Origin of the sequence: Pseudomonas sp. p99-361, assembly GCF_003935475.1 — a bacterium.
Taxonomy (GTDB): Bacteria; Pseudomonadota; Gammaproteobacteria; order Pseudomonadales; family Pseudomonadaceae; genus Aquipseudomonas; species Aquipseudomonas juntendi.
Genome location: NZ_RHQO01000031.1, coordinates 33520 through 59783 on the forward strand (window position 1 = coordinate 33520; position 26264 = coordinate 59783).

The 26264-nt window shown below is 62.7% G+C and carries 26 protein-coding genes and 1 tRNA gene; 10 read left to right on the forward strand and 17 right to left on the reverse strand.

The window, feature by feature from the left end; all coding sequences use genetic code 11:
• Positions 1-145 precede the first annotated feature (145 nt).
• Together desA and EGJ22_RS15185 are read left to right on the forward strand one after the other, a co-directional pair.
• Entirely contained in the window at positions 146-1330 is a 1185-nt protein-coding gene (desA, locus tag EGJ22_RS15180) for a delta-9 fatty acid desaturase DesA (RefSeq protein ID WP_029884781.1), read from the forward strand.
• Between the two features lie 99 nt (positions 1331-1429).
• Positions 1430-2458: a sensor domain-containing diguanylate cyclase gene (locus EGJ22_RS15185; RefSeq protein WP_029884782.1), complete on the forward strand. Its 1029-nt coding sequence runs from the start codon at positions 1430-1432 to the stop codon at positions 2456-2458.
• A 21-nt stretch (positions 2459-2479) separates the two neighbouring features.
• On the opposite strand, the gene EGJ22_RS15190 is transcribed toward EGJ22_RS15185, so the two are convergent.
• From EGJ22_RS15190 to gabD, 3 genes are all read right to left on the reverse strand, one after another.
• Positions 2480-3742: a response regulator gene (locus EGJ22_RS15190; RefSeq protein ID WP_029884783.1), complete on the reverse strand. Its 1263-nt coding sequence runs from the start codon at positions 3740-3742 to the stop codon at positions 2480-2482.
• Between the two features lie 135 nt (positions 3743-3877).
• A complete protein-coding gene (gabT, locus tag EGJ22_RS15195) occupies positions 3878-5155 on the reverse strand; it encodes a 4-aminobutyrate--2-oxoglutarate transaminase (RefSeq protein WP_029884784.1) in 1278 nt (425 codons plus the stop codon).
• 182 nt (positions 5156-5337) lie between these two features.
• Positions 5338-6780: an NADP-dependent succinate-semialdehyde dehydrogenase gene (gabD, locus tag EGJ22_RS15200; protein ID WP_009682215.1), complete on the reverse strand. Its 1443-nt coding sequence runs from the start codon at positions 6778-6780 to the stop codon at positions 5338-5340.
• 315 nt (positions 6781-7095) lie between these two features.
• Between gabD and EGJ22_RS15205 the strand changes: the two genes are divergently transcribed.
• The 3 genes from EGJ22_RS15205 (at position 7096) to EGJ22_RS15215 (ending at position 9722) form a co-directional block, all read left to right on the forward strand.
• Positions 7096-7172 (forward strand) — tRNA-Arg (locus EGJ22_RS15205).
• 161 nt (positions 7173-7333) lie between these two features.
• Positions 7334-9064: a dipeptidase gene (locus EGJ22_RS15210; protein ID WP_029884785.1), complete on the forward strand. Its 1731-nt coding sequence runs from the start codon at positions 7334-7336 to the stop codon at positions 9062-9064.
• 220 nt (positions 9065-9284) lie between these two features.
• The gene (locus tag EGJ22_RS15215) at positions 9285-9722 is read left to right on the forward strand and encodes a CBS domain-containing protein (RefSeq protein ID WP_009682213.1); all 438 of its coding nucleotides are present in this window, start codon (positions 9285-9287) and stop codon (positions 9720-9722) included.
• Between the two features lie 6 nt (positions 9723-9728).
• On the opposite strand, the gene EGJ22_RS15220 is transcribed toward EGJ22_RS15215, so the two are convergent.
• The 5 genes from EGJ22_RS15220 to EGJ22_RS15240 all read right to left on the reverse strand — a co-directional run bounded on the left by EGJ22_RS15220 (position 9729) and on the right by EGJ22_RS15240 (position 14092).
• The gene (locus EGJ22_RS15220) at positions 9729-10367 is read right to left on the reverse strand and encodes a hypothetical protein (protein WP_009682212.1); all 639 of its coding nucleotides are present in this window, start codon (positions 10365-10367) and stop codon (positions 9729-9731) included.
• A gap of 68 nt (positions 10368-10435) precedes the next feature.
• Complete coding sequence (locus EGJ22_RS15225; protein ID WP_029884786.1) at positions 10436-10678, reverse strand: DUF2789 domain-containing protein; 243 nt, start codon at positions 10676-10678, stop codon at positions 10436-10438.
• A 180-nt stretch (positions 10679-10858) separates the two neighbouring features.
• A complete protein-coding gene (locus EGJ22_RS15230; RefSeq protein ID WP_009682210.1) occupies positions 10859-11491 on the reverse strand; it encodes a LysE family transporter in 633 nt (210 codons plus the stop codon).
• A gap of 103 nt (positions 11492-11594) precedes the next feature.
• Positions 11595-12182: a mechanosensitive ion channel family protein gene (locus tag EGJ22_RS15235; protein WP_029884787.1), complete on the reverse strand. Its 588-nt coding sequence runs from the start codon at positions 12180-12182 to the stop codon at positions 11595-11597.
• The gene (locus EGJ22_RS15240) at positions 12182-14092 is read right to left on the reverse strand and encodes an ATP-binding cassette domain-containing protein (RefSeq protein ID WP_029884788.1); all 1911 of its coding nucleotides are present in this window, start codon (positions 14090-14092) and stop codon (positions 12182-12184) included. The genes EGJ22_RS15235 and EGJ22_RS15240 overlap by 1 nt, the downstream gene beginning before the upstream one ends.
• A gap of 50 nt (positions 14093-14142) precedes the next feature.
• Between EGJ22_RS15240 and EGJ22_RS15245 the strand changes: the two genes are divergently transcribed.
• Entirely contained in the window at positions 14143-14625 is a 483-nt protein-coding gene (locus EGJ22_RS15245) for a TIGR02444 family protein (RefSeq protein WP_029884789.1), read from the forward strand.
• On the opposite strand, the gene EGJ22_RS15250 is transcribed toward EGJ22_RS15245, so the two are convergent.
• A complete protein-coding gene (locus EGJ22_RS15250; protein ID WP_064314329.1) occupies positions 14601-15602 on the reverse strand; it encodes an AlgP family protein in 1002 nt (333 codons plus the stop codon). The two genes, EGJ22_RS15245 and EGJ22_RS15250, sit on opposite strands and share 25 nt — an antisense overlap.
• A gap of 270 nt (positions 15603-15872) precedes the next feature.
• Here EGJ22_RS15250 and EGJ22_RS15255 point away from each other — a divergent pair, with 270 nt between their 5' ends.
• Entirely contained in the window at positions 15873-16511 is a 639-nt protein-coding gene (locus tag EGJ22_RS15255) for an FKBP-type peptidyl-prolyl cis-trans isomerase (RefSeq protein ID WP_029887265.1), read from the forward strand.
• Positions 16512-16520: 9 nt separating this feature from the next.
• Here EGJ22_RS15255 and EGJ22_RS15260 read toward each other — a convergent pair whose 3' ends face one another.
• The 7 genes from EGJ22_RS15260 to EGJ22_RS15285 all read right to left on the reverse strand — a co-directional run bounded on the left by EGJ22_RS15260 (position 16521) and on the right by EGJ22_RS15285 (position 22943).
• A complete protein-coding gene (locus tag EGJ22_RS15260; protein WP_009682203.1) occupies positions 16521-16991 on the reverse strand; it encodes an Rsd/AlgQ family anti-sigma factor in 471 nt (156 codons plus the stop codon).
• A 230-nt stretch (positions 16992-17221) separates the two neighbouring features.
• On the reverse strand, positions 17222-17728 hold the full coding sequence (locus tag EGJ22_RS15265) for a disulfide bond formation protein B (protein ID WP_029887266.1): 507 nt from the start codon (positions 17726-17728) through the stop codon (positions 17222-17224).
• Positions 17729-17949: 221 nt separating this feature from the next.
• Positions 17950-19188, reverse strand: coding sequence for a heme biosynthesis HemY N-terminal domain-containing protein (locus tag EGJ22_RS15270; protein ID WP_029887267.1), 1239 nt, complete (start codon positions 19186-19188; stop codon positions 17950-17952).
• A complete protein-coding gene (locus EGJ22_RS26555) occupies positions 19185-20285 on the reverse strand; it encodes a uroporphyrinogen-III C-methyltransferase (RefSeq protein ID WP_029887268.1) in 1101 nt (366 codons plus the stop codon). The genes EGJ22_RS15270 and EGJ22_RS26555 overlap by 4 nt, the downstream gene beginning before the upstream one ends.
• 45 nt (positions 20286-20330) lie before the next feature.
• On the reverse strand, positions 20331-21098 hold the full coding sequence (locus EGJ22_RS26560; protein ID WP_029887269.1) for a uroporphyrinogen-III synthase: 768 nt from the start codon (positions 21096-21098) through the stop codon (positions 20331-20333).
• Positions 21095-22036: a hydroxymethylbilane synthase gene (gene hemC / locus EGJ22_RS15280; RefSeq protein WP_029887270.1), complete on the reverse strand. Its 942-nt coding sequence runs from the start codon at positions 22034-22036 to the stop codon at positions 21095-21097. The genes EGJ22_RS26560 and hemC overlap by 4 nt, the downstream gene beginning before the upstream one ends.
• 163 nt (positions 22037-22199) lie before the next feature.
• Positions 22200-22943, reverse strand: a complete 744-nt coding sequence (locus EGJ22_RS15285) for a LytTR family DNA-binding domain-containing protein (RefSeq protein WP_029887271.1) — start codon at positions 22941-22943, stop codon at positions 22200-22202.
• A gap of 296 nt (positions 22944-23239) precedes the next feature.
• Between EGJ22_RS15285 and argH the strand changes: the two genes are divergently transcribed.
• A complete protein-coding gene (gene argH, locus EGJ22_RS15290; protein WP_029887272.1) occupies positions 23240-24634 on the forward strand; it encodes an argininosuccinate lyase in 1395 nt (464 codons plus the stop codon).
• A gap of 89 nt (positions 24635-24723) precedes the next feature.
• Here the strand turns inward: argH and EGJ22_RS15295 are convergent, their stop codons facing one another.
• Positions 24724-25386, reverse strand: coding sequence for a glutathione S-transferase (locus EGJ22_RS15295; protein ID WP_029887273.1), 663 nt, complete (start codon positions 25384-25386; stop codon positions 24724-24726).
• A 149-nt stretch (positions 25387-25535) separates the two neighbouring features.
• Between EGJ22_RS15295 and EGJ22_RS15300 the strand changes: the two genes are divergently transcribed.
• Both EGJ22_RS15300 and EGJ22_RS15305 read left to right on the forward strand, forming a co-directional pair.
• Positions 25536-25835, forward strand: a complete 300-nt coding sequence (locus EGJ22_RS15300; protein WP_029887274.1) for a hypothetical protein — start codon at positions 25536-25538, stop codon at positions 25833-25835.
• Between the two features lie 69 nt (positions 25836-25904).
• Positions 25905-26150 (forward strand): TIGR02647 family protein, encoded by a 246-nt coding sequence (locus EGJ22_RS15305; RefSeq protein ID WP_009682190.1) that lies wholly within the window; start codon positions 25905-25907, stop codon positions 26148-26150.
• Positions 26151-26264: the final 114 nt, after the last annotated feature.

The following is a 26264-nucleotide window of genomic DNA, read 5'->3' on the forward strand; positions in this document are numbered from 1 at the left end:
TCGGGTGGGATAGCCCATTGAAAAGAAAGGGGCATTATAAAGGCTGAAACATGTCGTGACCTCCTGTCTGAACAGTTGACTGGTTTTATTTCCCCACCAAGGGATAATCGACCCTTCCCCCCGCATTTCGAGGGCATTTACATCTATGTGGTACAACGGCCTGCTCGACTTGTCGGCCTGGCAACTGGTCGGCATCACCCTGTTGATGACCCACGTGACCATTGTGAGCGTCACGGTCTACCTGCATCGCTACTCTGCGCACCGGGCCCTTGAGCTCAACGGCGCGCTCAAGCATTTCTTCCGCTTCTGGCTGTGGCTGACCACGGCGCAGAACACCCGCGAGTGGACGGCGGTCCACCGTAAGCACCACGCCAAGTGCGAAACACCCGACGACCCGCACAGCCCCGTGCACAAAGGCCTGAGTACGGTGTTGCGCAAAGGCGCCGAGCTGTATCGCGAAGAGGCCCGCAACCCAGACACCCTGCGCATCTACGGCAAGAACTGCCCTGATGACTGGATCGAGCGCAACCTTTACTCGCGCTACAAACTGGGCGGCATCGCGTTGATGGCCGTGATCGACCTGCTGCTGTTCGGCACCCTCGGTATCACCGTCTGGGCGGTCCAGATGATGTGGATCCCGTTCTGGGCTGCCGGTGTCGTCAACGGCCTGGGCCACGCGTTCGGCTACCGCAACTTCGAATGCCGTGACGCGGCCACCAACCTGGTGCCGTGGGGCATCGTGATCGGCGGTGAAGAGCTGCACAACAATCACCACACCTACCCCAATTCGGCCAAGCTGTCGGTCAAGCGCTGGGAGTTCGACATGGGCTGGGCGTGGATCCGCCTGTTCTGCCTGCTGCGCCTGGCCAAGGTGCAGCGTGTGGCGCCGATTGCCCATCGGGTGGAAGGCAAAGGTAGCCTGGACATGGACACCGCCATGGCGATCCTCAACAACCGCTTCCAGATCATGGCCCAGTACCGCAAATTGGTGATCGCCCCACTGGTAAAGCTGGAACTGGCGCGTGTCGACGCCTCGGTGCGCCACCACTTCCGCCGTGCCAAGCGCCTGCTATCCCGTGAAACCAGCCTGCTTGAAGACCGCCACCATGTGCGCATCGAATCGATGCTTGCGCACAGCCAGGCCTTGAAGACCATCTACGAAAAGCGCTTGGCCTTGCAGCAGATCTGGGCGCGCACCAGCGCCAACGGCCATGACATGCTGGCCGCCATCAAGGACTGGGTACACGAAGCCGAAACCAGTGGTATTCAAGCCCTGCGCGACTTCGCGGCACAGCTGAAAACCTATTCCCTGCGCCCGACCGGCGCCTGATCGCCGTTGATCGGCACGCCCCAGCATGGGGCGTGCCAGCTGGAACTTCCCCACCTCGCCCCCACTCAAACCCCGCACATCGCCCGCGTGGCGGGCAGGATGCTGGCCGCACGCTTTCACGTCGAGACTCGCTACGTGCACATGGCCAAGAATATTCCAATGACATCGCCAGGCCCGGTACCACCGGGAGCCGCCCGCACTTTACTGGCGCTCCTTCATGCGCAAGGTGAGGTCGCCCGCCTGAGCGAACGCGAACAGCTGTTCAGCTCGCTGCTCGAGAGTGTCAACGCGGTGCTCTGGGCCTTCGATTGGGAAACACGCGAAGTGCTGTACGTAAGCCCCGCCTACGAGCGCATCTTCGGCCGCCCGGCCAGCCTGGTACTGGCCGACTTCAACGAGTGGCGCGACAGCATCTACCCCGACGACCTGGAATACGCCGAGCGCAGCCTGGCCCAGGTGCTGCTCAAAGGCGCGGTCGAGGACCGCGAGTACCGTATCATCAATGCCGACGGGCAAGTGCGCTGGTTGAGCGACAAGTGCTACATCAACCAGCAGCATGACGGCGACCGCGTGATCATCGTCGGCATTGCCGAAGACATCACCGAGAAAAAGCAGCTGGAAGGCGAGTTGCAGCGCCTGGCCACCATTGACGTGCTGACCCAAAGCAGCAACCGCCGGCACTTCTTCGAATGCGCCCAAGCGGCGTTTGACAGCGCCCGGGAAAACGGCACGCCGTTGGCCTTCCTGTTACTGGACATCGACGACTTCAAACAGATAAACGACAGCTATGGCCACCAGGAAGGCGACCAGGTGCTGCAGCACATCGCCGACAGCGGCAAGGCCGTGTTGCGCCGTGGCGACCTGTTCGGGCGTATTGGCGGCGAAGAGTTCGCGGCAGTCTTCCCAGGGTGCAGTGCCGAGCTGGCCGGGCAGATTGCCGAGCGGCTGCAGCGGCAGATTCAGCGTTTGAGCTTCAGCCACGGGGCGCACACTTACGGGGTAACGGTGAGCCAGGGGCTTACCGGGTTGACCGCTGAAGATGTGGCGCTGGACAGCCTGTATGCCCGCGCCGATGCGGCGATGTACCAGGCCAAGCGGCAGGGCAAGAACCAGATCGTGCGCGGTTGAACCCCCTTACGCCTGCCCGGCTCAAGGAGCATCGTCGGCTGGTATCGGGCCTTCAGCCGCGGGCTGCGAACTGGTTTCGGGGTTCTCCACCTTGCGCAACCGGGTCAGCTCCGGCAAGCCCATCTTCAGCAAACGCGCCGTCTTGCCACTGGCAATCTTCGCCAGCCCCTGCTCAGCCGGTAGCCGCGCCAACTGCCCGGCCAGGTTCATGGCCAGAATTTCGCGGGAGTACACCCCGCCACCAAGTTGGTAGATCGCCGCGATCAGCTCGCGTAAAGCCAACGGCAAGCGCCAGCGGGTGCGCAGCGCCGAGCCGAATGCGGCACCGAACTCGTTGAGCGACAACTGGACCTTGTCTTCGTCCAGCTCGCCGCCCGCCAGGCGCCATTCCTGCAGGCAGCGCAGCACCGCCAGGTCGCCCAGGCAATGCAGCAACCCTGCGCAATAGCAAAGCCCTTCGTCCAGCGCCAGCAGGCGCGCCAGCGTACGGCCATATTCGGCGGTGTGCAGGGACAAGTCCCAGTACTGCGCCGCATGCTGCGCCAGCAAGGGGTCGCTGAGGCGGGCGCTGCGCTTGAGGGTCATGCCCAGAATCAGGTTCATGCTTTGCGTGCTGCCCAGCTTGTTCAGGGCTTGCAGGAGGGTTTGCACCGGTGCTTCACGGTGCAGCGCTGCGCTGTTGGCAGCCGCTATCAGCACCGCGGTCACTTGCGGGTCACGGCAGACTTCTTCTTCCAGCACTTTCAGGTTCAGGCCTTCAGGGTTCAGGGCTCGCTTGATCGCCACCTGCAAGTCGGCCAGCAGCGGCCCGCCATCGGCAGTAGCCCGGCGCTGTTCGAGGTAAGCGCGCAGGCTGGCACCGGGCTGCAAGGGCGGCACCGGGCAGGCGATTTCTTCGCCCATGCCCAGCAGCAACTGTTCCAGGCGCTTGCGCAGGTTACCCAGGTTCAGGGGCTTGCTCAGGTACGCCGTGGGGTGCAGCGGCAGGGCTTCGCGCACACTTGCACTGTCGCTGCGGTTACTCATGAGGATGAACGGCAACCCCGACCCTTTGGCGCGGACTTTGCGCAGCAGGTCGAGGCCGTCGATGCCAGCCAGCTCACGTGCTGCAATGATCAGGTCCGGCTTGGCGGCCAGGGCGCTGAGCGCCTGCGAGCCGTCGGCGCAGACCTGAAGGCGGGCATCGCAGCGAACGCTCAACAGCATCTCGCTGAGCATGTCGCGTACCCATGGGTCGCCTTCGACGATCAGTACGCTCGGTGGGGTGGGCTCTGCAGCGTTCATCGCCAACTACTCCTGTAAATCCTTGCCTCAGCCTTTTACAACGTTCTGGGCGCATCATCCAACAACCATAGCCTCCGACGCATCACCGGGCATAAAAAAACCCGCCGAGGCGGGTTTTTTCTGAAGCGCATCACATCAGGCAAGTTCAGCGAAGCACTCTTCGATGATGGCCAGGCCTTTGTCCAGCAGCGCGTCTTCGGCGGTCAGCGGAACCAGAATCCGCAGAACGTTGCCGTAGGTGCCGCAAGACAGCAGGATCAGGCCTTTTTCGCGGGCTTTGGCCACAACCTGGCCAACAGCAGCGGCGTCAGGGGTGTGGGTGCCTTTCTGGAAGACTTCGACGGCAATCATCGAACCCAGGCCACGAACGTCGCCGATGATCGGGTGTTTCTTCTGGATTTCACGCAGGCCGGTGGTCAGGCGCTCACCCACTGCCTTGCTGCGGTCCAGCAGTTTCTCTTCTTCGAACACTTCGATCACGGCCAGGGCTGCGGCGCAAGCGATCGGCGAGCCGGCGTAGGTGCCGCCCAGGCCGCCCGGAGCGATAGCGTCCATGTACTCGGCCTTGCCGCATACACCGGCCAGCGGGAAGCCGCCGGCGATGGACTTGGCAAAGGTGGTCAGGTCAGGCGCAACGCCCATCTGCTCCATGGCGAAGAAGGTGCCGGTGCGGCCAGCGCCGGTCTGAACTTCGTCGGCGATCAGCAGGATGCCGTGCTGGTCGCACAGGGCGCGCAGGCGCTTCATCAGCTCTTTAGGCGCTGGCAGGAAGCCGCCTTCGCCTTGTACAGGCTCCAGGATGATTGCAGCGATGTCGCGTGGCTCTGCGTCGTTCTTGAAGATGCGCTCGACCGAGGCGATGGCGTCGTCAACGCTGACACCGTGCAGCTCGCTCGGGAACAGGGCGCGGAAGATGCCGCCTGGCATCAGGCCCATGCCTGCGGAGTACGGCACGACCTTGCCGGTCAGGCCCAGGGTCATCATGGTGCGGCCGTGGTAGCCGCCGGTGAAGGCGATAACGCCGGCACGGCCAGTGGCGGCACGGGCGATTTTCACGGCGTTTTCAACGGCTTCGGAGCCGGTGGTGACCAGCAGGGTCTTCTTGTCGAAGTCGCCTGGGACCAGCTTGTTGATCTTTTCGCACAGCTCGACGTAAGGCTCGTAGGCCAACACCTGGAAGCAGGTGTGGCTGACCTTGGTCAGCTGCTCTTGCACGGCTGCAACCACTTTCGGGTGCAAGTGGCCGGTGTTCAGCACTGCGATACCGCCAGCGAAGTCGATCAGTTCGCGGCCTTCAACGTCGATCACGGTCGAGTTCTTCGCGCTGTCGACGAAGATCGGGTGAATCTGGCCAACGCCGCGCGGGACGGCAGCTACACGACGTTGCATCAAGGATTCGTTGGTCTTGCTCATAATGCCCTCATTGCGCCGATAGTAATGGCGCTTTTATTCGGGGGTGGCTGGGAGTGCTCGCGAACAGTATTCGTTGATCGACTGCCACAAGCGCCCTGGCCACCAGGTACAGCAATGTAAAAAAGGCCAGCGAGACGTCGCTCTCGCGCCCCGCTGGCAGAGGTAAAGCCGTTACCGTGCGATCAAACGCTGATGCACAGGTATTTGATTTCGAGGTAGTCCTCGATACCGTACTTGGAACCTTCGCGGCCCAGGCCAGAAGCCTTGATGCCACCGAATGGCGCCACTTCGTTGGAAATCAGGCCGGTGTTGATACCCACCATGCCGTACTCCAGGGCTTCGGCAACACGGAACACACGGCTCATGTCGCGGGCGTAGAAGTACGAAGCCAGGCCGAATTCGGTGTCGTTGGACATGGCGATGACTTCGGCTTCGTCCTGGAAGCGGAACAGCGGCGCCAGTGGGCCGAAGGTCTCTTCCTTGGCGACAGCAGCAGTTTTCGGTACATCAACCAGGATGGTCGGCTCGAAGAAGTTGCCTTCGATCAGCTTGCCGCCGGACAGTACCTTGGCGCCTTTGGAAACGGCGTCTTCGATATGCTCCTGAACCTTGGCGACAGCCTTGCCGTCGATCAGCGGGCCAGTGGTGGTGCCATCTTCCAGGCCGTTACCGATCTTCAGCTTGGCCACCGCAGCCGCCAGCTTCTCGGCGAACGCGTCGTAGACGCCGTCCTGCACGTAGATACGGTTGGCGCAGACACAGGTCTGGCCGTTGTTACGGTACTTGGAGATGATCGCGCCCTCGACCGCCTTGTCCAGGTCGGCGTCGTCGAACACGATGAACGGGGCGTTGCCGCCCAGCTCCAGGGAAACCTTCTTGATGTCCTTGGCGCATTCTTCCATCAGCTGGCGACCGATTTCGGTCGAGCCGGTGAAGGACAGCTTGCGTACCAGGGAGTTGCCGGTCAGTTCGCCGCCAACTTCACCAGCGCTGCCGGTAACCACGCTCAGCACGCCAGCCGGGATACCGGCACGGTGGGCCAGTTCGACCAGGGCCAGGGCGGAGTACGGGGTTTGCGAAGCAGGCTTGAGCACCATGGTGCAGCCAGCGGCCAGGGCCGGGCCGGCTTTACGGGTGATCATGGCAGCCGGGAAGTTCCACGGGGTGATGGCCGCGGTTACGCCGATTGGCTGCTTGATGACGATCAGGCGCTTGTCTGGCTGGTGGCCCGGAATGGTGTCGCCATAGACACGCTTGGCTTCTTCGGCGAACCACTCGATGAACGAGGCGGCATAGGCGATTTCGCCCTTGGCTTCGGCCAGCGGCTTGCCTTGTTCGGTGGTCATCAGGCGAGCCAGGTCGTCCTGGTTCTCGATCATCAGTTCGAACCAGCGACGCAGCTTGGTCGAGCGCTCTTTGGCGGTCAGGGCACGCCAGGCCGGCAGGGCCTTGTCGGCAGCTTCGATGGCGCGGCGGGTTTCCGCGGTGCCCATCTTAGGCACGGTACCGATGACTTCACCGGTGGCCGGGTTGGTCACCTTGATGGTCTGGCCATTGTCCGCATCCAGCCACTCACCGTTGATGTAGGCTTGCTGGCGGAACAACTGAGCGTCTTTGAGCTGCATGTCGGCTTCCCGAATTGTTGATTGTTGAAAAGCGCCCAAGGCAGGGCATCGAGCGTTTGAAATCTCAAACGAATGCTAAGCGGCTGCTGGGGTGTTGGACAATAGGCTGTTCGAAAAAAAGAACGAATGGTTGAACAGCCTGGCGGAAAAGTCATCATTTGCGTACTGGCAACCGGCCCTTTCGCGGGCACGCCCGCTCCCACTGGGTGGAAGCGGCTTCAGCCGCGAACCGGCCGGCACAGGCAACCGGGAAAAAAGGCTACAGATCAAGGCGATGGACGCGACCGGCGCAGATGGGTATCATGCGTGCGCGTTGCACTCGTAGCTCAGCTGGATAGAGTACTGCCCTCCGAAGGCAGGGGTCGTGGGTTCGAATCCCGCCGAGTGCGCCATATCAAAAAGCCCTGGGCCTGTGCCCGGGGCTTTTTCATTTGTGCGACATGTCGCGTTTCTGGCACTCCCGTGCCACTGGCCATTGATGTTAGCGTGGGCGTCCTCCCGTTGCTCCAACGGGTACCCCATAACAATCCATGGCGAAGGAATGCGCGCAACCATGCACCTGAAAAAACTCACCGCCACCACCCTGCTGCTGGCCACCATCGGCCTGTTCACCCAACCGGCCCAGGCCAACCTCACTCAGCAACAGGCCGCGGCAATCGTCAAAACCTTCGACGGCAGCGACCCGCGTGACTTCAAGCAGTTCCTCGGCAAGCTCAAAGGCAGTGACCTGGCCAAGGCTGATAACCTTGAGGCGACACTGCAGGCCTATCTGAACGGCAAACCGCTGGCCGCCGGGCAACAGGACGAGATCAACCGCCTGCTTGGCCTGTATACCCGCATCAAGTACGGCAAGGCTGCCACTGAAACCCTGCGCGAACTGGTGGCTATTCCAACCTACAACGTCGAGGGTACGCCGCAGTACGAAAACCCGGCGTTCCTGAAAATCGCCGACAAGATCAAAGCACTGGCCGACAGTTTCGGCCTGGCGTTCCGCAACATCGATAACCGGGTTTACGAAATTTCGCTCGGCAGCGGCAAGGAAGTGATCGGCATCCATGCCCACGCCGATGTGGTGCCGGTCAATCCGGACAACTGGAAGCTGGCCGACGGCACCCGCCTGGACCCGTTCAAGGTCACCCTGGTTGGCGACCGCATGTATGGCCGCGGCACCGAAGACGACAAAAACGGTATTGTTGTCGCGATGTACGCACTGAAAGTGGCCAAGGACGAGAACCTGCCACTGGCCCGCCAATTCAAGCTGCTGATCGACACGACGGAAGAAACCAGTGGGGATGCGATCCCCTATTACTTCGAGCGCAACCCCACGCCTGATTACAACCTGGCGCTGGATGGCGGCTACCCGGTGGTCATTGCCGAAAAGGGCTACGGTACGATCATGGCCAGCTTCAGCAAACGCCCGGCCACGGGTGAAGGTGCTGAAATCATCAACCTGACAGGCGGGCTGGCCACCAACCAGATCCCCACCACCTCGGTCGCAACCCTGGCCACCGACAACCCGGCAGCACTCGCCAACCAACTGCAGCGAGCCGGCGCCGGGTATGTAAAGCAGCACGGTGGTGACTTCAGCATCGACGCCAAGGCCGACGGCAAGCAGGTGGTGCTGACAGTAACCGGGGTTTCCGCGCATTCCTCGGAGCCGGAGTCCGGGGTAAACCCGGTTGCACGCATGCTCGACTTCCTTGCTGGCCTGGGCCAGCAGGTACCGCTCAAGCACAACCAATTCACCGACGCCGCGCGCTACGCTGCCGACAACTGGGGCCTGGACTACCTGGGCAACAAGCTGGGCGTGGCCTTCAAAGACCCGTTCATGGGCCCGCTGACCGCGTCTTTGACCTATGTAGGGGTGGCCGACAAAGGGTTGGAACTGGCGGTGAACCTGCGCATTCCCAAGGGCAAGCCGCTTGCCACCATCAAGGACGAACTGGCCACCAGACTGGACAAATGGACCCGGCAGAGCCGCACCTCGATAGCCTTCGACTACAGCCTGGACGAACCGATGTATCGCAACCCCGAGGGCGAGTGGGTGAAGGCTCTGCTCGCGGTGGCCAGCGAGAACCTGGGCATGAAGCATGAGTTCGGCACCTCGGCGGGTGCCACGTCGGTACACGACCTGCCCAACGGCGTGCAGTTCGGCCTGGCCATGCCAGACGTGAAGTACACCGGGCACAACGACAACGAGTTCAAGACGGTAGAGCAGTTCATGCTGGACCTGCAGGTCGTCAGCGAAATGGTCGCGCGGATCGGGCAAATGCCGAAGCTTTGATCGGCTGCACCGGTAAAGCCGCTCCCATAGGGTGCACCACAGGCCTTGAAGCCTGTGACGCAACAGTGGGTGCGGCTTTAGCCGCGAAGAGGCCCGCATTGGCGAACACCGATGACGTTTTTCAATCGACTCCATGCCGTTTCCTGCATTGCCGTGCAGAGCGCCGTACCGGATGCTTTAGTTACAACGAGACAGCGCTTTTCCACCCGCAGAGGCCCGTATGAAGACCGTCGAACAAATCCTCAAGACCAAGTCCCAGCACCAGACCGTGTACACCATCGGCCCGGATGACTCGGTGCTCGACGCCCTGAAAATGCTGGCGGAGAAAAACATCGGTGCACTGCCGGTAGTCGAGGGCAAGCAGGTGGTGGGTATCGTCAGTGAGCGCGACTATGCACGCAAGCTGGTGCTCAAGGGCCGCTCTTCTGCCGCCACCCCGGTACGGGAAATCATGAGTGCACCAGTGGTCACGGTCGAGCCCAGGCAGAACCTCGAGTACTGCATGAACCTGATGACCGACCGCCACCTGCGCCACTTGCCGGTCGTGAGCAATGGCGAGCTGCTAGGGCTGTTGTCGATCGGCGACCTGGTGAAGGAAACCATTGCCGAGCAAGCCAGCCTGATCAAGCAGCTGGAGCAATACATACGCGGCGAATAAGCGCTTTCAGTGGTAGCCGCGCTCCAGTTCGTCCAGCTGGTGGTCAAAACTGCGCAGGCGCGCCGACCAGGTGTAGACCAGCACTTCGAGGTCGCGATTGAGCACAGCGGTATTGCCATGCCCGCTTTGCGTGGGTTCGCCCAGGTCCAGCTGGTAGCGCTCGCGGGCCATGGCCTGGGCCACGCTGGACAGGTCGCGGGCGTTGGCCAGCCAATGATGATGGTGGTCGTGGATTTCGCGGTCGAGCACCCGGCACTGGCGCTTCAGCGCATCAAGGCTTTGCTCCAGCGGGGTGCCCTTGAGTTCGCCCATGACCTCTTCGAAAGTGCGCCCCGAATGCCAGTAGCTCCCCCAGAAATAACGATCGAAGACCGTTTCGACGCGGCGTAGCGCAACTTTGGTGTTCCAGATGGTCAGCAACGTGCGCCCCTGGATCACTTCGCGCTTGTTCAGGTGCAACTGCTGCCAGGCGACCCAGGCCAGCGCCACCACGGCGACAGCCACGGTGACCGCGGCGGCGGCGTAGAGGAACTGCACCGCCTGGTTCAGTTGATGCGCCTGCCTGATGCCGTAGAAGTAGCTGGCCGTCAGAATGCCCAGGATGGAAACGGAGCACCAGAAACCTGATACGTAGGGATCTTTCATCGCGCTATCCCCGGTTGTTTTCCTGAGCATAGCAACGGCCATTCACTCGTCAGGTGCCGCTCGGCGCTTTATTTTTTCTGGGGGTGAAGCGCCTCGTTGAGTTGGTCGATCATCGGGATCCAGTCGTCATCGGCGATGTACTTTTCTTTCAGGAACGCGCGCTGCGAATCGCTCCAGAAAGGCGCATCGACCAGTTTCACATCGTCCTCGAGCGGTGAGTGTGTCGTGATGAAGCGGTCGATTTCGACCGGGTCGTCAGACAGCCCCAACTGTTTGAAGATTTCCGACAAAGGATGAATCGGCTTGTCCATGTTTCCTCCTCGGTGCCGGGGCGCGCATCGAAGCTGCCGGCCCGGCATGGGTTGAGAGCACCAGTTGCAGGTTCGGCTCCATGCTCATGTGAAACGGATGATCGTGATCATCCGCCCCCTGATAGACAGCACCCCAACGGACAAGACTCGATCGAACCTGCATTTATCGCAGCGCGCCTGTCAGACGGGTGCGCGGCGCAATGTCGCCAGGAACGCCGCTGCACCAATGAACAACCCGGCAAACGTGCGGTTCAAGCGCTTCTGCTGCCTGGGAGTACGCAGCAGGCGCAATACCCGTGCGGCCAAGCCGGTGTAGCCCGCCATTACCAACAGGTCGACACTGACCATGGTCAGGGTGATTGCCACATACTGCGGCAGCAGCGGTGCATGCGGGTTGATGAACTGCGGCAGCACCGCAAGCATGAACACCAGCGCCTTGGGGTTGCTGACGTTGACCAGGAAACCGCGGAACATCAGGCTCAACGGCCTGCCGATGGGGCGCACGCCCGACTCATCGGTCATGGCCATTGGCAGCGCACGCCATTGCTTGTACGCCAGGTAAACGAGGTAAGCGACGCCAAACCACTTGATGAACTGGAACGCCGTGGCCGAGGCGGCCAACACGGCGCCCACGCCGGCGGCGATGATGGCGATTTGCAAAATCAGGCCCAGTTGCAGGCCCAGGGCATTCCAGTAACCGCGCCAGAAGCCGTATTGCAGGCCACTGGACATCGAGGCAATCGCCCCGGCGCCAGGGGAAAGGCTGATCACCCAGCAGGCGGCAAAAAAGCCCAACCATACTTCCATCGACATCACGCACCTCGCTCGCACTAATGTTGCAAAAGATTAAGCTAAGGTGTTGGTGAAAATATGACCAGCAAATTTTGCAGAATTCAGCGTGCTTGTGCGGGCTGTGTCAGTCCGCCTCGAGCAACACGTCCTTGTGCATGGCCTGCACTTCGGCCCCCCGCCAGCGCCGCACCGACTTCTGGAAGAACTGGCTGTTCGGCACCTGCACCAATGCCCCGCCTGCCTCGGGCACTTCCAGCAGGGTAGTGAACAGCAGGTTGATGGCGATTACCCGGCCCTTTACGCCCGGCTTGTCGAGGGTGTCGACCAGCTCGACCACATCACCAATACGAAACGGCCCGACCGTGAAGATCAGCACCGCGCACAGCAGGTTGGACAGTACGCTCCACATGGCGAAGAACGCCACCGCCGCCACCGCCACGAAACCGGACAGGGCCGTCCACAGCACCGTTGCCGAAACCCCCAGGCGCTCCAGCACGAACAGCAGCGCGCTGCCCATGATCAACCAGCGCAGGCCACCGCGCACGGGCACCAGCAACTCCGGTGGCAAGGGGTAGCGCTGGCCCAGGCGGCTGAGGCCACGGGCCACGATGCGCTGCAGGCCAAAAGCCACCGCCAGGATAAGGAGGATCTGCAAGCCCAGCCAGAAGGTGTCCATCCACTGCCCTGGCAGCAAACCACGCAGCTCCTCCATCAGGACAGCGCCTCAAGCTCGGCTTGCATGCTTTCGAGGGTTTCCAGTGCTTCCATCCAGCCCTCTTCCAGCTCCCCTTCGCGTTGCTTGAGCTTGGTCTGGCGCGCCAGCAGGTCACGCAATTGATCCTTGCGCGCCGCGTCGTAAAGCCCAGCGTCGCCCAGCGCCGTCTCGATTTCGGCCAACTGCGCGTGCACCTGATTGAGCTCGGCTTCCAACTTGTCAGCGGCCTTCTTGTGCGGGGCCAATTGCTGGCGCAAGGCCGCGGCGGCCTGGCGCTGGGCTTTCTTGTCGGTCTTGTCCGGGTTGACCGGCGCAGTACTGGCCGGCGCGCTGCGCTGGCGATACTCGACCAGCCAACGGCTGTAGTCGTCCAGGTCACCGTCGAAGGTGTCGACCTTGCCGTCAGCGACCAGCAGGAAGTCGTCGGTGGTGCTCTTGAGCAGGTGACGGTCGTGGGATACCACTACCACGGCGCCGGCGAACTCCTGCAAGGCCATGGTCAGCGCCAGGCGCATTTCCAGGTCGAGGTGGTTGGTGGGTTCGTCGAGCAGCAGCAGGTTCGGCCGTTCCCAGGCGATCAGCGCCAGCGCCAGCCGGGCCTTCTCGCCACCGGAAAAGTTCACCACCGGCTCGTCGCAACGGGCGCCATGGAAATCGAAGCCTCCCAGGAAGTCGCGCAGGGTCTGCTCGCGCTCGGCGGGGGCAATGCGCTGCAAGTGCAGCAGCGGGCTGGCCTTGTCGTCCAGCGAGTCCAGCTGGTGCTGGGCAAAATAACCCACGGCCAGGTTCTCGCCGCGGACCAGCCGGCCGGACAACGGCTCCAGCTCACCGGCAAGGTTCTTGATCAGCGTCGACTTGCCTGCGCCATTCGGGCCGAGCAGGCCAATACGCGCGCCCGGGGTGAGTTGCAGCTTGACCTTGTCGAGGATGGCTTTGTCGCCATACCCCAGGCGGCCTTCGGACATGCTCAACAGCGGGCTGGAAATTTTCTGCGACTCGCGGAAGACGAAGTCAAATGGCGAATCGACGTGCGCCGCCGACAGCTCCTCCATGCGCTCCAGGGCCTTGATCCGGCTCTGCGCCTGGCGCGCCTTGGTGGCCTGGGCCTTGAAGCGGGCGATGTACTTTTCCATGTGCGCGCGCTGCGCCTGCTGCTTCTCGTAGGCCTGTTGCTGTTGCGCCAGGCGTTCGGCACGGGTGCGCTCGAAGGCGGTATAGCCGCCCTTGTAGAGGTTCAGCTTGCGCTGCTCTACATGCAGCACATGGTCGACCACCGCATCGAGGAAGTCACGATCGTGGGAAATCAGCAGCAGCGTGCCAGGGTAGCCCTTGAGCCAGTCTTCCAGCCACAGAATGGCGTCGAGGTCCAGGTGGTTGGTGGGCTCGTCGAGCAGCAGCAGGTCGGACGGGCACATCAGCGCCTGGGCCAGGTTGAGGCGCATACGCCAGCCGCCAGAGAAGTCACCGACTCGGCGGTCCATCTGCTCGTTGGTAAAGCCCAGGCCGGCCAGCAGCTTGCGGGCGCGAGCGTCGGCGGTGTAGCCGTCAGCGCTTTCCAGCTCACTGTGCAGGCGCGCCAGAGCGGTGCCGTCGTGCGCTTGCTCGGCAACCGCCAATTCGGCCTGGACCTTGCGCAGGCGCACGTCACCGTCGAGCACATAGTCCACGGCCAGGCGATCGAGGGTATCAACTTCCTGGCGCATGTGGGCGATGCGCCAGTCGCCGGGCAGCTGGCAGTCGCCGGCATCGGGCGACAGCTCACCGCGCAGCAAGGCGAACAGGCTGGATTTGCCGGCACCGTTGGCGCCGATAAGACCGGCCTTGTGACCGGCGTGCAGGGTCATCTCGGCGCCTTCTAGCAAGCGCTGCGGACCACGCTGTAAAGTGAGGTTGGATAGTCTGATCATGATGGTCGCGGAGTCTACCAGCTTCCTCGGCCCATAGCGCGAGTGGAACCATGCACACCGACCTGTGGAATCACGCCCTGGCCCTGTACGCCAGGCCTGGCGTAGAAGCCGCCTGCCTTGAACTGCAAACACTGGGTTGCGATGTCTGCCTGCTGCTGTGCGCCACGTGGTTGCAGGCGCGTGGGGTTGCCGTGACGGACCAGCGCGCACAGGCATTGCAAGCCATTGCCGACCCCTGGCAACGGACAGTGGTCACCCCGCTACGCGACCTGCGCCAGCAATGGCGCGCGGCAGCACAGCTGGATAGCCGGCTGGCACTTGTGCGCGAGCAAGTGAAAGGGTTGGAATTACAGGCAGAAAGAGCGTTGCTGGAACGCTTGCAAGAACGTGCCCAGCAGTGGCCCGCGAACTCTGCTGAGCCCACGGGCGACTGGCTGGCCCGGCTAGTGCCGGACCAGGGCCGACAACATGACGCGTTGCTGCAGCTACGCGCCGCGGCTGCAGCGCTTCAGGACGCCGAAGACGGTGCCTGAGCAGGCGTGCTGGCCGGCGCCGATGGCGCTACCGAAGTGGCCGAGTTGGCAGCGGCAGCCGGAGCGCTGGGGGCAGCCGTAGCCGGTTTCGCATCGGCTGGTTTGCTGGCGGCAGGCTTGGCAGCCGGTTTCGCTGCGGTACGTGCTGGCGCCTTGGCTGCAGCTGGCTTGGGCGCAGGCTTGGTGGCTGCAGATGCTTTGGCTGCCGGCTTGGATGCAGGCTTGGCGGTGGCTGTTACTTTGGCGGCTGGCTTGGCTGCGGGTTTTGCGGCGGCAGTGGCCTTAGCGGCTGGCTTGGACGCAGGTTTCGCGGCAGCAGTAGCCTTGGCGGCTGGCTTGGACGCAGGTTTAGCGGCGGCAGTGGCCTTGGCGGCTGGCTTGGCCGTAGGTTTTGCGGCAGCAGTGGCCTTGGCGGCTGGCTTGGACGCAGGTTTTGCGGCGGCAGTGGCCTTGGCGGCTGGCTTGGGCGCAGGTTTTGCGGCGGCGGTGGCTTTAGCTGCTGGCTGGGCTGCGGTAGTGGCTCGACCGGCTGGCTTGGTCGCCGGCTTGGCAACAGCTGGCTTGGCCGTTTTGGCTGCACGCTGGTCAAGGGCCTTGGTCGCGGCTTCACGCACTTTGCCTACACCTTGGGCCAACTTGATGCTGTCTTGGGCATCGCGCTTGAGTTGCTGAATGTAGGCGCGCGTCTGGGTTTGACGCTCCTTGAGGGAGTCCAGCAGTTCTTCAAGTTCAGCGCTGGCTTTTTGCGCTTTGGTCTGTGCCTTGGCTTTACCGGCCTTGGCTGCACCTTGCAGTTTCAAGCGAGCGTTGTGCAGTTTTTCCTGCGCTTTGCCACGCTGCTTTTCCAACTTTGCCAGCAGTTTTTCCGCATCAGCCAGCGCTTGCGAGCAGGCTTCTTCCAAATGTTCGAGCAGGCTACCCGAAAGTTGCTGGAGCAGGTGTAACGGCGTACTTACTGGCTTCTTTTTGGCCGACATGGTTTACCTCCTGGCTGACGAGAGTGCGGCTCATACTATGCTTCTGCTGCTACCGCCGCTAGGGCATGTTGACCGTAATAGTTACGCCGCGTTGCATGCCTGGGCAACGTTGTAAGCTTGCAGCTGCGGGTAAGTGTAGATGCTGGACAAAGCCTTACCGCGCCGCTGCCCTGTTGCGACTCAAAGCCGCGCCCACGCAAAGCCGCGAAAAAGCCAATACACCTATTCAACACTGGCATACTTCCACGCTCATTGGCGCAGGAACTGACCATGCCTCGATTTCTTGTTTTAGGTTTATGCCTGCTGGCGCCCCTCGCCCTGGCCGACGGTGATGAACACGATCTCGCCTACAGCCTTGGGGCCAGCCTGGGCGAGCGGCTGCGCCAGGACATGCCTGGCCTGCAACTGGATGCCTTGGTCGATGGCTTGCGCCAGGCCTACCAAGGGCAGCCGCTGAAGCTCGACAAGGCACGCATGCAGGCCGTGCTGCAGCAGCATGATGCACAGGAAAGCGATGACCAGGCGCAAAAGCAGCAAGCGGCGGAAAAACGCTTCATGGCCAATGAGCGGGGGCGTTTTGGCGTGCATGAGTTGCCAGAGGGCATGCTTTACAACGAGCTGCAGGCAGGAAGTGGCGCGCAGCCGAAAGCCGGTGGCAAAGTGCAGGTACGCTACGTGGGCAGGTTGCCGGATGGTTCGGTATTCGACCAGAACCAGACGCCACAGTGGTTCAGCCTGGGTTCGGTGATCGAGGGGTGGCAGGTAGCGTTGCCGCAGATGCACGTCGGCGCCAAGTGGCGCCTTGTCATTCCGTCTGCACAAGCCTATGGAGCAGAGGGCGCAGGCGACTTGATCGCACCCTATACCCCATTGGTATTCGAGATCGAACTGCTGGGGGTTGGCGACTGACGCCAACCATCAGGCCTGTACCGCGCCCTCTTCCTTGTGCGCGTTGTGCAGCACTTCGATCAGGCAGTCTTCCAGTTCGAAGCGCTCATGCAGCAGGCCACCGAGCTTGCCCAGTTTTTCGCCAAAGCGCTCTGTATCCTTGCACTCAGCTTTCGCACAATGGTCGTTGAAAGCCAACGCGATCTGCGTGATGTCATTGATGCGTGGGTTGATCTCTTCGGCCAGCTTCAGTGCCTTCTCGTCACCGAAAGCCTTGGCTTCCCTGACCAGCTGCTCGCAGACCTCGAAGTGCCACGCCGAACAGTAGTCCACAAGCAGGCCACAGAAATCCCCGTTCGTATCCTTGTCGGCGAAGGCCAGCTCTTTGGCGCGCAGCGCGCGGAAAGACTGCACCAATTCCTTGCGCTCCTCCAGCCAACGATCAATAAGTTCGTGAACCCCACCCCAGCGTTCCTGAGCGTTCTGACAACTATCGAGCATGGCGATCTCTTCCCTTCTGGGTAGATGCCGCTGCACCTCGCGCTGCGAAGGCGCGCACAAAGGTGATATCAGCAGGACGGCATCGAGCAGTTGTGTTTTGAGTATCCGTGCTGCGAGATTATTCCCGCACGTGTTGCCCTTCAAGGTACGCAGTGGACAAACTTCATACAAGTGTTTAATACCGTGTTACATGGCCATTGGTCATTCTGATGACTCAACCTTGCGCCAGGTCAAGCGCCTGCCAGCGTGCGGAAACGATACGCCAGCAGGCAACTCGCGGGCAGCGCCGCCAGCAGCAGGAAAGCCAACAGGCCCCACTCGGGAAGGGTTAGGTCGAGAAAACTCCAGCTCAGCGCGCTGCACTCCGGGCCGCCGAATAGCAGTTGCCGGGCCGCCTCCACCCAACCCTGCTCGAACACACGCCCGATCGGCAGCGGGCATGCATCTACAACCCTTTCAGCACCCTGCAGCCAGACCTGCCGCGCGGCCAGCGCCGCCCCGCCCAGCGAGCAGGCCAACGTAGCCCATGCGTAACGCCGCAGGCCACGTGCACGCGGTGCCTGCAGCACGCTGGCCAGGCTCAGCAGGGCATACAGGGCTAGCAGCAACCGCTGGCTCAAGCGCAACGGGCATGGCACCAGCCCAAGCATGCTATCCAACTGAAAGGACGCAGCCAGCACCGCCAGTGCGGCCAGGCAAGCAGGAAGAAACAAGGTGCGCAAACGGGCCAGCAGCATGGGTGGTGAAGGTCCCGGGATGAGAGTGTGGCCTGGAACGGTAGAGGAAAGACGGGCTTTGTTTCAAGGCGCTACAGCAACGACAAGTCGCCGAAACGCGTAAGAAATTTCCGTCTATTCGATAGGAGGCGACTGAGGACTGGGAATGCAGATTCAGCATGCAACGGAAGATAAATCACCAGCCCCCAAAGCCCGCGCCTTGCCGCGGGCTTTGGGGTAGGTCAGGCGCGTACGCCTTCTGGCAGCGGCAACGCCAGTAGGCGTTCGTCGAGCAGGCCAAGGCCCTCCTGGAACAGTTGGTTGCTGCGCTCCGTCTCACCCAGGCCGGCGAGCAGGCGCGCCAGTTCGGCGCAAGCCTCGGGGTTGCGCTCCATGCGCAGGCTGCTTTCCAGGTAATCGCGCGCCTTGCCCCACAGACGGTTCTGCAGGCTGAGGCGGCCAAGGGTGAGCAACAGGCTGGCATCTTGTGGGTGGTCTTTGAGCCAGCCCTCGGCGGTTTGCAACTGGCGCACCGGGTCATCGCCACGCACCAGGCCATACAGGCGAGCCAGATGGCTTTCGTAGTTCCGCTTGAGAGCCGTGCGCAATGCCTGTTCGGCATCACTCTCGGCACCTACCTGGCGTAGCTGTTCAGCGTAGGCCAGCACGAGTTGCGGCTCCTGGCGCTGGGCGGCAGTCAGTTGCTGCCAGGCGCGCTCCAGGGCCTGCCGTGCACTTTGCGCGTCCTCGCCACGGGTTGTGGCCAGGCTCAGGTTCTGGCCCCAGGCGCGCTGCTCGAGGGCAGCAAGCTCGGCGGCCGGTAGAACCTTGCCCTTGCGCAGGTCGGGCAACAGGCGAATCAAGGCGGACCAATCACCGCGCTCCAGGTACAGGCGCTGCAACAGCCGCAGGACCTGGCTGTTGTGCGGGTGGCGCTCCTGCATGGCCAGCAAGGTCTCCAGCGCGCCATCGCTTTCACCCCGGTCCATCTGCAGTTGGGCATGGGTCAGGGCAATGGCCAGTTCTGCCTGTGGCTGGCGCTCCAGGGCACGCTCCAGCAAGTTGTCGCTGTCTTGGCTGCGACCTTGCTCGTTGGCGGCACGCGCTGCACCGAGGTAGTACAGCAGGGGATGGCGCTCGGCCTCGGCGGCACGGTGCAAATGGCGCTGGGCGCTGGCCCAGCGACCCTCGGCCAGGTCCAGCTGGCCCTGTTCGATTGCCAGGCGAATACGCCGGCGGCGGTTGCGCCGCGACCAAGGGTTGACCACGCCGCTGGAGGTCAGCAACAGCCCCACCAGGTAGCGCAGCAACCACAACACCAGAACGACCGCCAGCAGCCCACCCAACGCCGCCCACAGCCCCGATTGATAACGGAAACCACCGTAGGAAACCAGTACGTAACCACTGTGCTTGGCGACGGCGACACCCAGCGCAGCAGCGACCACGATGGCCAGTACGGCCAGCAGGTAGACTCGCTTCATGGCTTGCCCCCCTCGGCCTCGGCCGGCAGATGGCGGCGCTGAATGTAGGCCTGCACGGCTGCCAGGCTTTCGCTGAGGTCAGGGGTGACCACCGACACTGGCTGCTCGGCCAAGGCATTCAGGCTGTCGAGCATGGCCTTGCTTTGCGGGTTGTCGGCATTGAAGTTGGCCAGCAGCACGCTGCGGGCATCATCCAACGCCTGGGTATAGACCTTCGCGTCGCCATTGAGCGCCGCCCACTGGGCCTGCTCGATGGTCAGGCTCAATGCCAGGCGCAACTGGTTGAGTTGCTGCCCGGCCAGCAATGGGCGCACGTTTTCGTCGGCATTGAAGTCAACCTGGAAATACTTGGAGATTTCCGCCCACCACTGCGACAGGCGGCTGACACCGTCGCCATCGGCGGTCAAGGCGCCGAGGGCATCGGAATTGCTGTCGAACTCCGGCGACTGCGCGCTCAGTTGCTGGACCAAGTCACGCTGCGCAGCCAGCTTCAGGAACAGGCCCGTGCGGTCTGGTTGCTGGGTGCTGTTGAGCGTGGCCAGGCTGCGGTTCAGTTGCTCGCGAGCGGCAAAGGCACCTGGGTCGCTCTGCTCGCGCAGGATCTCGTCGGCACCTTCGACCAGGGCCTTGGCGCTGGTGATGTCCTGCAAGGCCGACAGGCGCAGAGTAGCCAGGCGCAGCAGGTGCTCGGCTTCTGCCAGGCGCCACTCCTTGCGGCTTTCGCCGAGCACGGTTTCCAGGCGCTGGCTGAGGCGCTGCTGGTCGCCCTGCAACTGCGCTACCAGCCGCCGGCGGTCTTCCAGTTCGCTGGCGGCTGGCAGGCTGGCCAGTTGCGCACTGATCTGCTGCTCACGCTGTTGCAAGGCCTCGGCGCGCTGGTTAAGCGCCTCGATGTGCTGGCCCTGGTCGAACTCGCTGCCTTGCAGTTGACGCACCTGCCAGGCACCCCAGCCACCTACCGCCACCCCGGCCGCGCCGAGCAGCAAGGCCAGCGCAGCAAGGCCATTGCCGGAGCGCTTGGCAGGCGGGGTGGTAACGGGATCCGCCGGCGTTTGCGCCGACGACTGATCGTTATTGGACAAGACAGTCTCGCTCACGTATCCATCCTTTGCATGGGGGCGCATCGCGTTCAGCTTAGCGCCTTAAGAGGCAGGTGCAGTGCAAGACTGCACAGCTGCCAGCAAGGCCGCGGCACTGGCGCCACGGCAATCCACAACCTGTTGGGCCCCAGCGGCCCTGGCCTGCCCGGCTACCCGCGGGCTCGGCACGAACAACGGCAACCGGGCCAGCTGTGGCCAATCGGCGCCAGCCAGTTGCTGCAAATGTTCCAAACCCTGCCCACTGCTGACCACCAGGCCATTGAGGCGTTCCGCTTCGATGCGGCGCATCAACGTGCCTGCGGGGTAAACCGGCAGGCAGCGACGATACAGTTCCAGATAATCGACACTAGCACCTTGCTCTGCAAGACGCTCTGCCAGCAGTTCGCGACCTCCAACGCCGCGAACGATCAATACCCGCGCTGCTGGCACGGCAACCGCCTGGCGCAGTGCCGGCAGCATCAGCAGTGCTTCGCTGTCGTCGCCACGCGGCGGGCAACTCACCCTCAGACCCGCCTGCTGCAACACTGCGGCAGTGGCCTCGCCTACGGTGAACCAGCCTTGAACGGGCGGCTGCAGGCTGGCGTTGGCCAACTGTTCAAGCAACAGCCGTGCAGCTGGCTTGCTGACCACGATGATCGCCTGGAAGCCACCAAGGCCCTGCAGCAACGCGCGCTGCCCAGCCTGGATTTGCACGGGTTCGATCTCCAGCAACGGCAGGCAGTGGCTGGCCACCCCCGCTGCCGCCAGGCTTTGCGCCAGCGCCGCACAGTCCTCGGCAGGCCGGGTCAGCAACAGGCGCCATTGGCTCACGGGTGGCCGGCCTCGCCATAGACCTCTTTGAGGATGGCCTCGGCACCCTGCCTCAGCAGATGTTCGGCGACCTCTACACCAAGGGCCTCGGCAGTTGCACGGGGGGCCCGGGCATCGGCCACCAGCAGGGTGCCGCCACTCGGTTGGCCGACCAGGCCACGCAACCACAGTTGGTCGCCTTCCAGCACCGCGTAGCACGCGATCGGCACCTGACAACCGCCGTTCAGGCGTTTGTTCATGGCGCGTTCGGCCACCACCCGGTCAGCCGTGTCACGGTGGTGCAGCGGCGCCAGCAAGGCATGGATCGCGTGGTCGGCGCTACGGCACTCGATGCCTACCGCCCCCTGGCCACCGGCAGGCAGGCTGTCGTCGACACTGATGGTGGCGGTGATACGGTCTTCGAAACCGAGGCGGATAAGGCCGGCGGCCGCGAGGATGATGGCGTCGTATTCGCCGGCGTCGAGCTTGGCCAGGCGGGTGTTGACGTTGCCGCGCAGGAAGCGGATCTGCAGGTCGGGGCGACGCGCCAGCAGTTGGGCCTGGCGGCGCAGGCTGGAGGTGCCGACCACGCTGCCGGCAGGCAGCGCTTCAAGGCTGGCAAAATGGTTGGAGACAAAGGCGTCACGTGGGTCTTCCCGCTCGCAGATGCAGTACAGGCCCAGCCCCTCGGGGAAGTCCATGGGCACATCCTTCATCGAATGCACGGCGATGTCGGCTTCGTTGTCCAGCAGGGCGGTTTCCAGCTCCTTGACGAACAACCCCTTGCCACCGATTTTTGCCAGCGGCGCGTCGAGCAGCTTGTCCCCGCGGCTGACCATGGGCACCAGGGTCACCCGCAGCTCAGGGTGGGCCTGCTCAAGGCGGGCTTTGACGTATTCGGCCTGCCACAGGGCCAAGGCGCTTTTACGGGTGGCAATGCGGATTTCGCGAGTGGACATGAAACGCCCCGATCCAGAGAAATGCCGTGGATCATAACAGCATCGCAAGGATCGCTAGCAGATGTGGATCAGCTAAGGGCCCCTTCAGGGCTGCCCTGCACCCTGACGGTGGGGCCGACCTGCCGGCCAGCAAGGGCCCAGCCCTCGCCATGCGGGCACCGGTTCAGAGGGCCTGCATCATCTTGCGCACACCGGCCACATGACGCCGGCTTACGGTAAGGGCATCGCCGTTCAGGCCTTTGAGGAACAGTTGGAAGTGGCCCAGGGGCGTGCGCTGAAGGCGTTCGATGCGTTCCCGGGCAACCAAGGCATTGCGGTGAATACGTACAAAGCGGTCGCCAAACTCGTCTTCCAGCGCCTTGAGCGGCTCGTCGAGCAGTACTTCCCCACCTTCGTGGCGCAAGGTCACGTACTTGTGGTCGGCAATGAAGTAGACCACCTGGTCCAACGGAATCAGCTCGATACCTTTGCGGGTGCGGGCGCTGATATGACTGCGCGGGCCACCGCCTTCATTGGCCGGCCGCGTCAGTGCCGCCAGTTGCGTTCGGTTGGGTTTATCGGCCTTGCGCAGTGCATCCCGCAGGGCCTGAGGGTGAACAGGTTTGGCGACATGGCTGAGGGTACTGTCCTTGAATGCCTCGGCACTGTATTGGTCATCCCCGGTGCAAAACACCACCGCTGGCGGCGCCTCGCGCTCGCACAGGCGGGCCGCGACCTGCAAGCCGTCCAGGCCTGGCATGGCGATGTCCAACAGCACCACGTCGGGCTTGAGGCTGTCGATCAGGGTCAGGGCCTCTTCCCCGTTGGTAGCGCTGGGCTCCAACACGGTGTAACCCTCCAGTTCGCCGAGCAGCCGGCTAAGGCGGTCACGGCCTTGGGGTTCGTCATCAACGATCAGGACATTCATAATTGCGCTGGATTCCTGAATGAGTCTCGCACAGGTATAGCGTAGACAGGTGTGGTTCGAGCGACACTGCGGTCACGCTCTAGACCGGTGCGATGGCCAAAGATTCACTCGGACGGCAGATTCACTGCCAGTCTTCTGTCCAACTGTAGACGGTCCGTGGAACACTGCCGTTCATTCCTTCAAATGATTCACTGCCATTTTCCGGGCATTTCTGTCGACCGGCGCCCTGCGGCAGCCGTCCCAACCCTGTTATTATCGGCGCCACTTTTTCGTTCACGCCTGCAATGAGTGAATCCATGAGCACCGACAAGACCAATCAGTCCTGGGGCGGCCGCTTCAGTGAGCCCGTCGACGCCTTCGTCGCCCGCTTCACCGCCTCGGTCGATTTCGACAAGCGCCTGTACCGCCACGACATCATGGGTTCGATCGCCCATGCCACCATGCTGGCGCAAGTCGGCGTGCTCAGCGATGCCGAGCGCGACACCATCATCGATGGTTTGAAAACCATCCAGGCCGAGATCGAGGCCGGCAACTTCGACTGGCGCGTCGACCTTGAAGACGTGCACATGAACATCGAGGCACGCCTGACCGACCGCATTGGCATCACCGGCAAGAAGCTGCACACCGGCCGTAGCCGCAACGACCAGGTGGCAACCGATATCCGCTTGTGGCTGCGCGATGAAATCGACCTTATCCTGGCCGAAATCACCCGCCTGCAGCAGGGCCTGCTGGAGCAGGCCGAGCGCGAAGCCGAAACCATCATGCCGGGCTTCACCCACCTGCAGACCGCGCAGCCGGTCACCTTCGGCCACCACCTGCTGGCCTGGTTCGAAATGCTCAGCCGCGACTACGAGCGCCTGGTCGATTGCCGCAAGCGCACCAACCGCATGCCGCTGGGCAGCGCCGCACTGGCCGGTACCACCTACCCGATCGACCGCGAACTGACCTGCAAGCTGCTGGGCTTCGAGGCCGTGGGCGGCAACTCGCTGGACGGCGTTTCGGACCGTGACTTCGCCATCGAATTCTGCGCTGCAGCCAGCGTGGCGATGATGCACCTCTCGCGCTTCTCCGAAGAGCTGGTGCTGTGGACCAGCGCGCAGTTCCAGTTCATCGACCTGCCGGACCGCTTCTGCACCGGCAGCTCGATCATGCCGCAGAAAAAGAACCCCGACGTGCCAGAGCTGGTACGTGGCAAGACCGGCCGCGTGTTCGGCGCCTTGACCGGCCTGCTGACCCTGATGAAAGGCCAGCCGCTGGCCTACAACAAGGACAATCAGGAAGACAAGGAGCCGCTGTTCGACGCTGCCGATACCCTGCGCGACTCGCTGCGTGCCTTTGCCGACATGATCCCGGCGATCAAGCCCAAGCACGCCATCATGCGTGAAGCGGCGCTGCGTGGCTTCTCTACGGCTACCGACCTGGCCGACTACCTGGTACGCCGTGGCCTGCCGTTCCGCGACTGCCACGAAATCGTTGGCCATGCGGTGAAGTATGGGGTGGATACCGGCAAGGACCTGGCCGAGATGAGCCTGGACGAACTGCGCCAGTTCAGCGACCAGATCGAGCAGGATGTGTTTGCCGTACTGACCTTGGAAGGGTCGGTCAATGCGCGTGACCATATTGGTGGTACGGCGCCGGCGCAGGTGCGGGCTGCCGTTGTTCGTGGCAAAGCCCTGTTGGCGTCTCGCTAAGCCCCAAGGCGAGGGCTTCGCCCTCGTTCGTGGGCACGCCCGCTCCCACAGTGGGAGCGGGCGTGCCCACGAAGGGCTCAACACCAGGCTCAGCGCTTACCGCTGCGAATCATCTCCATGAAGGCCGGCATCGCTGCCTCCTTGTCTGCCACGATCCGCGCCATGTGCGGGCTCTCACCCATCAGCTGGAGCAACGCCTTGGCTTGCGGAAAGTCCGCCAGCAGGTCGATGTTCAGCACCTTCTTACCCACCGCATAAGCCAGATCGATCGAGAAGCAGAACATCAGGTCTGCCAGCGTCAGTTGCTCACCCGCTACATACGGCGCAAAGCGCCCGTTACGCTTGAGCGTGGCGAAGCCGGCCAGCAGGTCGGTACGTGCCTTATCCTTGACCAGTGGCTCTACCGCCATGCCAAAGAAGGACTCGGCGTAGCAGGTACGGGCTGGCAGCTCGATGTACAGCTCAATTTCCTTGAGCAACTCGCGTACCTTGGCCTGCTGGAACGGGTCGGCCGGCAGCAGCGCCTTGCCGCCCTGAGTCTGCTCGATGTAGTCAAGGATCACGCTGGTTTCGCTGAGAAAACCGTGTTCGGTTTCCAGCACCGGTACCTTGCCCCGCGGGCTCACTTCCAGCGCCTTTGGCGCCTGGCCGCCGTAAAAGGTGACCTCTTCGAAAGGCAGGCCTTTTTCCAGCAGCGCCAGCTTGATCATGTTGTAGTAGTTGCTGACCGAGAATCCATGAAGCTTGAGCATGAGGTAACAGCCTCCGGGCCGTAAGGGGTTTGGCTCGGCTTTTATAGACCGTAAGCCTGTTCCTGACCAGCGTCATGCACCTCGTCTATGACCGGGCATTGCCGCTACAGGCGTGGCACACTGTGCATCCCACCACAGGAGTACCGCCAATGAGCGAGCCCACCGACATCGACAATGACGACGAAGCCTTCGCCGAGGCAACGCTGACCCAAGCCATCGAGAACCAGATCGAAAGCGGCGAGCCGCCGGCGGCCAAGGCCACTTTCAACAAGCTGACCCTGGTTGGTTGGGAACGTGAAGACATTCTCAATGTGATGGCCCATGTGCTGGCCTACGAGATTGACAACATGCTGGCAGAAGACCGCGCGTTCAACGGCGAGTGGTACGAAAAAGCCCTGCGTGCGCTGCCCGAGCTGCCACCTGAGATGGATCAAGGCGAGGACGAATAACCCGGCTACACTCGAAGATCAGGCACCGTAGAAAGTGCCGTAATCCTCGTCTGGAAGTCAGGAGTTACCATGCCTTTTACCCCCGATCTTATCGATGAAATGGAAGTACTCGCGCTGTTCAAGCACGACAGCAGCCAGGAAGGCATCAAGATAACCAGCACTGCATCCCCCGCCCTGGTCGCCGCTGCGCAGCGCCTGCATGAAAAAGGGCTGACCGACCAACCGGATGGCGGCTACCTGACCAGCCTGGGTCATGACGCGGTTGAAAGTGTGCAGCTGTTGCAGAACATTCTCAAGGCGCCACAGCCGGCCTGAGTGCCCTTCGCGGTCAAGTGTGTAGGAGCGGCCTTGTGTCGGGGGGGGGGGGGGGGCCCGGGCCCCCCCCCCCACCAAAACACGACCGCAAAACAAGCACGCGGACCGAGGCGC

Bases quoted from the DNA above. Each gene is read 5' to 3' on its own strand.
- EGJ22_RS15230 (WP_009682210.1), bottom strand. From the start codon at position 11,491: ATGTCGATGGAAGTATGGTTGGGCTTTTTTGCCGCCTGCTGGGTGATC.
- EGJ22_RS15260 (WP_009682203.1), bottom strand. From the start codon at position 16,991: ATGCTCGATAGTTGTCAGAACGCTCAGGAACGCTGGGGTGGGGTTCAC.
- gabT (WP_029884784.1), bottom strand. From the start codon at position 5,155: ATGAGCAAGACCAACGAATCCTTGATGCAACGTCGTGTAGCTGCCGTC.
- EGJ22_RS15210 (WP_029884785.1), top strand. From the start codon at position 7,334: ATGCACCTGAAAAAACTCACCGCCACCACCCTGCTGCTGGCCACCATC.
- EGJ22_RS15240 (WP_029884788.1), bottom strand. From the start codon at position 14,092: ATGATCAGACTATCCAACCTCACTTTACAGCGTGGTCCGCAGCGCTTG.
- EGJ22_RS15285 (WP_029887271.1), bottom strand. From the start codon at position 22,943: ATGAATGTCCTGATCGTTGATGACGAACCCCAAGGCCGTGACCGCCTT.
- EGJ22_RS15300 (WP_029887274.1), top strand. From the start codon at position 25,536: ATGAGCGAGCCCACCGACATCGACAATGACGACGAAGCCTTCGCCGAG.
- EGJ22_RS15270 (WP_029887267.1), bottom strand. From the start codon at position 19,188: ATGAAGCGAGTCTACCTGCTGGCCGTACTGGCCATCGTGGTCGCTGCT.
- EGJ22_RS15255 (WP_029887265.1), top strand. From the start codon at position 15,873: ATGCCTCGATTTCTTGTTTTAGGTTTATGCCTGCTGGCGCCCCTCGCC.
- EGJ22_RS15235 (WP_029884787.1), bottom strand. From the start codon at position 12,182: ATGGAGGAGCTGCGTGGTTTGCTGCCAGGGCAGTGGATGGACACCTTC.
- desA (WP_029884781.1), top strand. From the start codon at position 146: ATGTGGTACAACGGCCTGCTCGACTTGTCGGCCTGGCAACTGGTCGGC.
- EGJ22_RS15215 (WP_009682213.1), top strand. From the start codon at position 9,285: ATGAAGACCGTCGAACAAATCCTCAAGACCAAGTCCCAGCACCAGACC.
- EGJ22_RS15250 (WP_064314329.1), bottom strand. From the start codon at position 15,602: ATGTCGGCCAAAAAGAAGCCAGTAAGTACGCCGTTACACCTGCTCCAG.
- EGJ22_RS15185 (WP_029884782.1), top strand. From the start codon at position 1,430: ATGCTGGCCGCACGCTTTCACGTCGAGACTCGCTACGTGCACATGGCC.
- EGJ22_RS15225 (WP_029884786.1), bottom strand. From the start codon at position 10,678: ATGGACAAGCCGATTCATCCTTTGTCGGAAATCTTCAAACAGTTGGGG.
- gabD (WP_009682215.1), bottom strand. From the start codon at position 6,780: ATGCAGCTCAAAGACGCTCAGTTGTTCCGCCAGCAAGCCTACATCAAC.
- EGJ22_RS15220 (WP_009682212.1), bottom strand. From the start codon at position 10,367: ATGAAAGATCCCTACGTATCAGGTTTCTGGTGCTCCGTTTCCATCCTG.
- argH (WP_029887272.1), top strand. From the start codon at position 23,240: ATGAGCACCGACAAGACCAATCAGTCCTGGGGCGGCCGCTTCAGTGAG.
- EGJ22_RS15190 (WP_029884783.1), bottom strand. From the start codon at position 3,742: ATGAACGCTGCAGAGCCCACCCCACCGAGCGTACTGATCGTCGAAGGC.
- EGJ22_RS15295 (WP_029887273.1), bottom strand. From the start codon at position 25,386: ATGCTCAAGCTTCATGGATTCTCGGTCAGCAACTACTACAACATGATC.
- hemC (WP_029887270.1), bottom strand. From the start codon at position 22,036: ATGTCCACTCGCGAAATCCGCATTGCCACCCGTAAAAGCGCCTTGGCC.
- EGJ22_RS15305 (WP_009682190.1), top strand. From the start codon at position 25,905: ATGCCTTTTACCCCCGATCTTATCGATGAAATGGAAGTACTCGCGCTG.
- EGJ22_RS15245 (WP_029884789.1), top strand. From the start codon at position 14,143: ATGCACACCGACCTGTGGAATCACGCCCTGGCCCTGTACGCCAGGCCT.
- EGJ22_RS15265 (WP_029887266.1), bottom strand. From the start codon at position 17,728: ATGCTGCTGGCCCGTTTGCGCACCTTGTTTCTTCCTGCTTGCCTGGCC.